Origin of the sequence: Acidisphaera sp. S103 (genome assembly GCF_009765975.1) — a bacterium.
Taxonomy (GTDB): domain Bacteria; phylum Pseudomonadota; class Alphaproteobacteria; order Acetobacterales; family Acetobacteraceae; genus Rhodopila.
Window position 1 is genome coordinate 310,833 of record NZ_LMUJ01000051.1, and the last position, 7,937, is coordinate 318,769.

The window sequence follows — 7,937 nt, forward strand, 5'->3', positions numbered from 1 at the left end:
GACGGCGAGAGGTCGGTGCGTCAGTCCGACTCACGCCTTCCGGCATTCAGCCCCCCGTTCAACCACGCTTAACGCACGCGGAAGAATACCACCCGCTTGCTTTCCTCCGCCTGTAGCTTGGTCCGGATACGCAACAGGTCCTTCCAGCCGATATAGCCGATCAGTCGCGAGTCCTGCCGCGAGATCACCGGCATCTGAGCCACATTCGACAGCATCATCCGGTCGACGATCCCTTCCAGATACTCGTCGGGAAAAGCGGTCACCAGCTTCTGCCCCTCCAGCAGTTCCTTCAGCGTCGCCTGCCGGTGTTTGCCCGAGTGCCGCCAGCCCAGCACGGTCGGTGGATTGACGATCCCCAGCACGTGGCGATCCTCATCAAGCACCGGGAAGCTCGGGTGCTTCGTCTGCGGGCTCGAGAGGAAGGCGGCAACCTGATGCAGGGTCATGGTCTGCGGCAAGGTCTCCACTTCCGTCGCCATGACCTCCTCGACGCGGGTCAGCGTGAACGGATCGACGCGGTATTCGCGGGCCAGATGGTGGCCGCGCCGAGCGACCTTCTCGGTCAGGATGGAGCGCTTCATCAGCAGCACCGTCACCAGATGCGCGGTGACACAGGCGGCGATCAACGGCAGCAGGACGTGCGTGTTGCCGGTCAGTTCCACCGCGAAGAACGTCGCGGTCAGCGGCGAGCGCATCGTGCCGCCCATGGTCGCGCACATCGCCAGCAGCGCCCAGAATCCCGGGCTGGCGACGGGCAGGATGTGGGTCAGCACCGCACCCAGGCCACCGCCCATGATCAGCAGCGGCGCCAGCACACCACCCGAGGTGCCGGACCCCAGCGCGACAGCCCAGATGATCGCCTTCACCGACAGCAGCAGCATCGCCGAGGCCGGCAGCACGTGCCCTTGCAGCATATCGGCGATATTGACGTAGCCCACACCCAGCGCGCGCGGATCGATCAGCCCGCCGATGCCGACCACCAGGCCGCCGATCATCGGCCACCACATCCAGTGGATCGGCAGCTTCAGGAATCCGTCTTCACACGCATAGACCAGCCGCGTCAGCACGCCGGACAGCAATCCGCTGACCAGGCCGACGAACATCCAGCACAGTAGCGCGATCAGCGAGATCTCCATGCCGCCCGAGAACGGGAACAGCGGCGACGCCAGGCCAAGCGCATGGCGTTCCACCTCCGCGACGATGGCGGCGGCGGCGACCGGCACGAAACTGCGCGGCGTCCACTCGAACAACAGCAATTCCACCGCCAGCATGATCGCGGCGATCGGCGTGCCGAACACCGTTGTCATGCCGGCCGCGGCGCCCGCCACCAGCAACGTCTTGCGTTCGTTGTCGCTGACCGGCAGCAACTGCGCGATCAGCGAACCGATGGCGCCGCCGGTCATGATGATCGGTCCCTCGGCGCCGAACGGCCCACCACTGCCGATCGCGATGGCGGACGACAGCGGCTTCAGGATCGCGACCTTCCAATCCAGCCGGCTGCGGCCCAGAAGAATCGCCTCGATCGCCTCCGGAATGCCATGGCCGCGGATTTTCTCACTGCCGTAGCGCGCCATCAGCCCCACGATCAGCGCGCCGACCACCGGCACCCCCACCGCGAACAGACCCAGCGGCGAGTGGCCCAGATCCAGGTTCGCGGTCGTGAACCGCCCGAAATACGCCACGTTGGTGCACAGCTTGATCAGGTTCAGCAGCACGATGCCGGAGAAAACACCACCCGTGCCGACAACCACGGCGATCGCCGAGATCACCAGGACCCGCGGGTCGGTCGTGAAATCGCCCAGATGGCGTATTCGATCGCCCAAGGCATGATTGGTTGCGGCAGCGGACGCCGCCAGCGGCTTTGTGAGCTTCTTCACGTTGGTTTCCGTCTTTCGGAGAGTGGACCTGATGGTGCGGTGCGGGATATATATCGCATCACGATGTATAATCCGCAAGCCCTGGAGCTTCCGCCATGACCCACCCCGCCCCCGAGCGGCAGGATGTCCAGAACGTCCCGCTGGACCGGCAGGACTATCGGATGCTGTCGGATTTTCGTTACGTGATCCGCCACTTCCTGAAATTCAGCCAGGATGCCGCGCAAGATCATGGCCTGACGACACGCCAGCATCAGGCGCTGCTGGCGATCAAGGGCTTTCCCGGCGACAACCCGCCCACCATCGGCGAACTGGCCGAACGCCTGGCGATCCAGCATCACAGCACGGTGGAACTGGTGGACCGCCTGGCGGAGGCACAGTTGATCCTGCGGACCCACGACACCGAAGACCGCCGCCGCGTCCTGCTCGGCCTCACCAAGGCCGCCGAGGACCACCTCGCCCGTTTATCGGCCAGTCATCTGGAGGAACTGCACAGGCTGCGCCCGACGCTGCAACGCATCCTCGATCAGGTCGGCAAATGGTCGGAGGGTGGGGATCGGGTCGAAACCGATGGTGCTGCCGGAGGGGATTGAACTCTCGACCTCCCCCTTACCATTACCGAGGGAGATAGCTGAACTCGCCCGTTTTTAAGGCTAACCATGCTTCGCGAATAACTTCCGGGAGACCGGAACAAAACATAAATTTCGGATTGAAACTGTGCAGTTATTTCGGTCTCCGTGAGCCGGAGCGGGTAATCAGCTGCGGAAGCTGTCGGCGCCAGCTTTGGGCAAACGATTCTGGCTAGGATTGACGCCCGACGCGACGAGTGGCAACTTGTCGTATCGATCCGACCTCTTAACGTCCAAACGAACATGCCATCCAGGGCTCCCTACGGGACCGTCATACGCCCGGCTTTCCCACCTCGTGCGGCTCGGTTGACCAGCTCGCGGCGGCAACAATGACCGTTCCTGGCCAACCAAAGCGCGCGTTTCAGCCGCTCCTCCCCCCTGGACGTCACTACATGACGATGGCTGCGCTCGAGGAACTGACGGTCAAGCGCTTCCCTGCGTCGATCGTCCGCCCTGCCATCTTCTCCGAGTTCCGGCGTCTAGTGACCGATCTCATCACTACTGGCATCGTGGGCGAGATTTGGACGGACGGCAGCTTTCTGACCGAAAAAGCCGAACCGGAGGTAGACGATATGGACCTATCCGTTCGAGTGACAGTGGAGCATTTCGAGACCCACCCGCTTCCGGTCAGACAAAGGCTATTGTACGCTCTGGGAGGCGGAAAGCGATACAGTCCGGTTTTAGATACCTATATCACGGTGATATTCCCCAAAGGCGACCCACGGGTCCATGGGGGAACCGACGATTATTGGGCCGAAAAGTGGCTGATGGGATGGGATGACAAGCTGAAAGGCTTCGCCGTGATTCTGCTTGGAGAAACCGACCTGGGATTCCAGCTCCATGCTCGTTGACCGCATCCGGCGCGTCTACGAGGAGATAACTAAGGTCGAGCGTGTTGCTGCCCAATTCCCCGATGACATCTACATTCAAGCCAATCTCAATTCGCTACGCTACGACGCCCAGGAACTTGAGCACGAGTGGGCAGAAGAAACTCGACTGGCGCAGAAAGAGGTCTGCCGGTATCGCATGATACCGTCATATATCGGTCAATACTCAATCCGGGCAGTGACTCAGTCGCTGCTGGATTTTCAGGAGCTCTTTTCGCAGATCTACGATGCCATCAAAAATGGGGCTAAAAAGCAGGCGCGTTTAGCCGCCGAGATGGTGGAGCAGACCAAGTTCAACTTGGCGTTCACCTACCCTGGTTCGCTGGGCGTCGCCATGTCGGTCGACAGCACGCCGGATCTATTCAATGGTCCATTCGACGAAGCGATCGATGCCGTGATGCAAGTCGTAGATGCCCAAGATGAGCACGATGTTCGCGATATGGCCAAGGCGCTCGGTGAAGCGGTGGTGAAGCGAGCGTATGACTGGGCTCGCATCAACTCCTATGCCAACTACGCTGTGGACCTGGACTGGACCACGCTGAAAGGCACTCGCAAAGGCGGAATGATAGATGTGACTGCATTCAGTCGGCTCGTCAGCGTCATCGACCACACCTCCGATTCCATCATCAAACCTATCAAGGTTCGCGGCGTCCTTGTGGGCTTAGATTCAAGGACGAAGCGCTTCCGTTTCGTAGACCCGGACGGAGACGATTATGCAGGGCCGCTGTCCGAGATATTCCCAGCTGGCGCAGTTTGGCAGGTGAATGAAACATACATCGCGGACATCGAGGTAGAGGAAACAGTGGAGTACGCTACCGACGCCACAAGACACATCAACCGGCTGAAACATCTTGAACCTGCGCCCAAGAGCTGACGGCCACTCCCGCAGCTGCGTCCGACGTTTCCGGGCAATTGGAACCCATCCCTGTTGGCCGCCCGAAACACGCCGAAAGCGCTTAAAAAGACTGGTGCTGCCGGAGGGGATTGAACTCTCGACCTCCCCCTTACCAAGGGGGTGCTCTACCACTGAGCTACGGCAGCGCCGGGTAATCGGCGGGGCCGCTTCCTACCCCGTTGATCCCCCCCGCGCAAGTGCGTTTAGTTCTGCATTCCCCACTTCCGCACCGTCCGGATCTCGATCGTCCGGAACACCACATTTTCCACCAGCAGCCCGATCATGATGATGGTCAGCAGCCCGGCGAACACCTGCGGGATATCCAGTTCATTCTTGCTCTCGAAGATATACCAGCCCAGCCCGCCCTTGCCGGACGCCACGCCGAACACCAGCTCCGCCGCGATCAGGGTCCGCCAGGCGAATGCCCAGCCGATCTTCAACCCCGCCAGGATCGACGGAAACGCCGCCGGGATCAGGATCTTGAACACCAGCTTCAGCCCGGACAGCCCGTAGTTCCGACCCACCATCCGCAGCGTCTGCGACACCCCGCGGAACCCCGCATGGGTGTTCAACGCCACCGCCCACAGCACCGAGTGCACCAGCACGAACACCAAGCTTCCCACACCCAGCCCGAACCAGATCAGCGCCAGCGGCAGCAGGGCGATCGCCGGCAGCGGATTGAACATCGCCGTCATCGTTTCCAGGAAATCCGTCCCGATCCGGGTCGTGATCGCCAGCACCGTCAGGATGAACGCCAGCACCAACCCGGTGCTGAACCCGATCGCCAGCACCTGCAGCGACGCCCAGGCGCGCGACGGCAGCACGCCGGAGGCCATGTCCTGCCACCACGCGGTAATCGTCGCCGAAAACGTCGGCACCAGCAGCTCGTTGTCCAGATACCGAGCGTAGGCTTCCCACGCCACCAGCAGCAGCACGATCAGGAACGCCTTGCGCAGCCACACCTGGTTGTACAGCCGCTCGAACACCGTCAGGTTTTTCTGGATGACCCCGAAATCCTGCGCGCCGCGCGGGGTCTGCACGATCTCTGGCCGCAGCGCGATGTCAGACATGCTCTTCCTCCTCCACCCGGTCGGCGAACAGCATGTCGTGGATGCGCGCCTCCAGCGCCGCGGCCACCGCCGGATCTGCGCCGGGCACCACACTGTTCAGCTCCGCCTTCACCTGCCCGGGATGCGGCGACAGCAGCAGGATCCGGTTGCCGATCTTCACTGCCTCGGGGATCGAATGCGTCACGAACAGCACGGTGAATTTCGTTTCCTCCCACAGCATCAGCAACTCATCCTGCATCCGCTGCCGGGTCAGCGCGTCGAGCGCGGCGAACGGTTCATCCATCAGCAGGATGTCCGGCTCCATCGCCATGCCGCGGGCGATGGCCACCCGCTGCTTCATCCCGCCGGACAGCGTGTGCGGATAGGCATCCGCGAACCGCGTCAGATGCACCTTCTCGATATACTGCATCGCCTTGTCGTCGGCCGCCTTGCCACGCAGCTTCCCCGAGGTGGTCAGCGCGAACACCACGTTCTGGCGAACGGTCTTCCACGGCAGCAATTGGTCGAATTCCTGGAACACCATCATCCGGTCCGGCCCCGGCCTGACGATGCGCTGCCCCTTCAGGTGAATTTCACCCTCCGTGGGCGCCATATACCCGCCCACAGCCTTCAGCAGTGTGGATTTCCCGCAACCCGACGGCCCCAACAGGATGAACCGGTCGGAGCGCTGGACAGAAAAATCCACCCGATACGTCGCCGTGACCAGGTGATCCCGCGTTTTGTATTGCAGCGTGACACCGCGCACATCCAGCAGCGGCGCCGGCCCGTTCATCGTGTCCAGCATCCTGTCCCTTGGTGACCGTCGTTTTCCCTCGCCGGCACCATACAGGCTTGCACGCCGCCCGTCTTGTCCCCACCCTGACCCCATCATTTAGGGGAAACAGACATGTCCGAAATCCGCAGCATCCTTCGCAACCACATGAAGGAAAAACTGGCCCGCAATGAGGTCGTGGCGTCGATGACCGTGCGCTTCGCTCGCTCCATCGAGATCGCCCAAATCGCCAAGACCGCCGGTTTCGACACGCTGTATGTCGATCTGGAGCACAACACGCTGTCGATCGACACGTGCTGCCAGATCTGCATCAGCGCCCAGCAGATCGGCATCACGCCGCTGGTCCGCGTGCCGGCGAACACCCCCGAATACATCTGCCGCGTGCTGGACGGCGGCGCGATGGGCGTCATCACCCCGCATGTCCGCTCCGCCGCCGAGGCGCGCGAGATGGTCGAACTGGTGAAATTCCCGCCGCTGGGCCACCGTTCCGCCGGCGGCGCCTTGTCCCAATACCAATACCGCAGCTTCCCCATGGCCGAGACCAACGCCGCGATGAACGACGCCACTTCCTTGGTCGTCATGATGGAAACCGTCGCCGCCCTGGAAAACGTCGAGGAAATCATCGCCACCGAGGGCGTCGACATGCTGCTCGTGGGCAGCAACGACCTATGCGGTGAGATGGGGATCACCGGCCAATACGACCATCCCCGCCTGAAGGAGGCCTTCGCCCGCTGCATCGCCGCCGCAAACAAAGTCGGCAAACACGTCGGCGTCGGCGGCGTGGCCTCCCGAGACGACCTGATGACCCAGTTCGTGCAGATGGGCGCCCGCTACGTCTCCACCGGCACCGACCTGGCCTTCCTGATCGCCGCCAGTGCGCAACGGGCGAAATTTGTCCGCGATATCAAGGTGTAGCGTTTTTTTCCCGTCATGGCCGGGCGTGTCCCGGCCATCCTCGCACCGGCCGATGAAGCGCAGATGGCCGGCACAGGGCCGGCCATGACGGATGGGTCGCAGCCAATCCACCCCCCTCTCACCGCCCGCCACATCGTCCTGGGTGCCGGCCATGACGGGGCAGGCCGCTCGGGGAGGGCCGCAGCCGATCCAACCGGACACCCCTCACCGCTTATCGAACCGAAACAACCGCACGCACCGCTCGATCAACCCATCGATCGACCCGAACACCGTCGCCCCCGCCGCGGTCAGCCGCCGCGTCTTCGAGTCCAGCGTCCCAGTCTCCCCATGCACCATCGCACCAGCGTGCCCCATGGATACGCCCTCCTTCGCCTCCCGCCCCGCGATCAGCGCCAGCAACGGCTTCCGAGCCCCCAAACGAGCATACGCCTCGGCACACTCCTCCTCCTCGACACCGCCGACCTCACCCACCAGCACGATCCCTTTCGTGCGAGGATCGTCAAAAAACACCGGCAGCATGTCAGCGAAACGAACCCCCTTCACCGGGTCGCCGCCCACACCCACCCAGATGCTCTGCCCCAGCCCCTCGCGCGCCAGCCGATACCCAACCTCGTACGATAACGTTCCGCTCTTGGACATAATCCCGATCGGCCCGGGATTCAGGCAGACATCAGGCAGGAACCCCAACTTGCATTCCCCCGGCACCGCCAGCCCCGGCGTCGACGCCCCCACCCAAACCGCCCCAGCCCGCCGCACAGCCCGCCCGATCCTGATCGCATCGTGCATCGGAACGCCCTCAGCGACCGTAACGATCAGCTTGATCCCCGCCGCCAGCGCCTCCTGCACCGCGGCCAAGGTCTCCATCGGCGGTGCCATCGCCACCCACGCAACCGCC

8 protein-coding genes and 1 tRNA gene are annotated in these 7,937 nt (G+C 62.9%); 4 read left to right on the forward strand and 5 right to left on the reverse strand.

Features of this window, described 5'->3' with window-relative positions; translation table 11 throughout:
• Window positions 1-68: 68 nt before the first annotated feature.
• Window positions 69-1,877, reverse strand: a complete 1,809-nt coding sequence (locus tag GSQ89_RS15900; protein WP_216856190.1) for a chloride channel protein — start codon at window positions 1,875-1,877, stop codon at window positions 69-71.
• Between the two features lie 95 nt (window positions 1,878-1,972).
• Here GSQ89_RS15900 and GSQ89_RS15905 point away from each other — a divergent pair, with 95 nt between their 5' ends.
• The 3 genes from GSQ89_RS15905 (at window position 1,973) to GSQ89_RS15915 (ending at window position 4,264) form a co-directional block, all read left to right on the forward strand.
• Window positions 1,973-2,467: a MarR family winged helix-turn-helix transcriptional regulator gene (locus tag GSQ89_RS15905; protein ID WP_158926837.1), complete on the forward strand. Its 495-nt coding sequence runs from the start codon at window positions 1,973-1,975 to the stop codon at window positions 2,465-2,467.
• A 365-nt stretch (window positions 2,468-2,832) separates the two neighbouring features.
• Window positions 2,833-3,354 carry a DUF6932 family protein gene (locus GSQ89_RS15910; RefSeq protein WP_371734255.1) on the forward strand — a complete coding sequence of 174 codons (522 nt, stop codon included), beginning with the start codon at window positions 2,833-2,835 and terminating at the stop codon, window positions 3,352-3,354.
• Window positions 3,344-4,264, forward strand: coding sequence for a hypothetical protein (locus GSQ89_RS15915; RefSeq protein ID WP_158926841.1), 921 nt, complete (start codon window positions 3,344-3,346; stop codon window positions 4,262-4,264). Before GSQ89_RS15910 ends, GSQ89_RS15915 begins: the two co-directional genes overlap by 11 nt.
• Before the next feature lie 92 nt (window positions 4,265-4,356).
• Here GSQ89_RS15915 and GSQ89_RS15920 read toward each other — a convergent pair.
• From GSQ89_RS15920 to GSQ89_RS15930, 3 genes are all read right to left on the reverse strand, one after another.
• Window positions 4,357-4,431: transfer RNA gene (locus GSQ89_RS15920), tRNA-Thr, on the reverse strand.
• Between the two features lie 57 nt (window positions 4,432-4,488).
• The gene (locus GSQ89_RS15925) at window positions 4,489-5,355 is read right to left on the reverse strand and encodes an ABC transporter permease (protein ID WP_158926843.1); all 867 of its coding nucleotides are present in this window, start codon (window positions 5,353-5,355) and stop codon (window positions 4,489-4,491) included.
• Complete coding sequence (locus GSQ89_RS15930) at window positions 5,348-6,127, reverse strand: ABC transporter ATP-binding protein (RefSeq protein ID WP_158926845.1); 780 nt, start codon at window positions 6,125-6,127, stop codon at window positions 5,348-5,350. Before GSQ89_RS15930 ends, GSQ89_RS15925 begins: the two co-directional genes overlap by 8 nt.
• Window positions 6,128-6,241: 114 nt before the next feature.
• Here GSQ89_RS15930 and GSQ89_RS15935 point away from each other — a divergent pair, with 114 nt between their 5' ends.
• Window positions 6,242-7,042 carry an HpcH/HpaI aldolase/citrate lyase family protein gene (locus GSQ89_RS15935; RefSeq protein ID WP_158926847.1) on the forward strand — a complete coding sequence of 267 codons (801 nt, stop codon included), beginning with the start codon at window positions 6,242-6,244 and terminating at the stop codon, window positions 7,040-7,042.
• 204 nt (window positions 7,043-7,246) lie between these two features.
• Here GSQ89_RS15935 and GSQ89_RS15940 read toward each other — a convergent pair.
• Window positions 7,247-7,937: succinate--CoA ligase subunit alpha (locus tag GSQ89_RS15940; RefSeq protein ID WP_158926849.1), on the reverse strand; the 691-nt coding region annotated here is incomplete at its 5' end.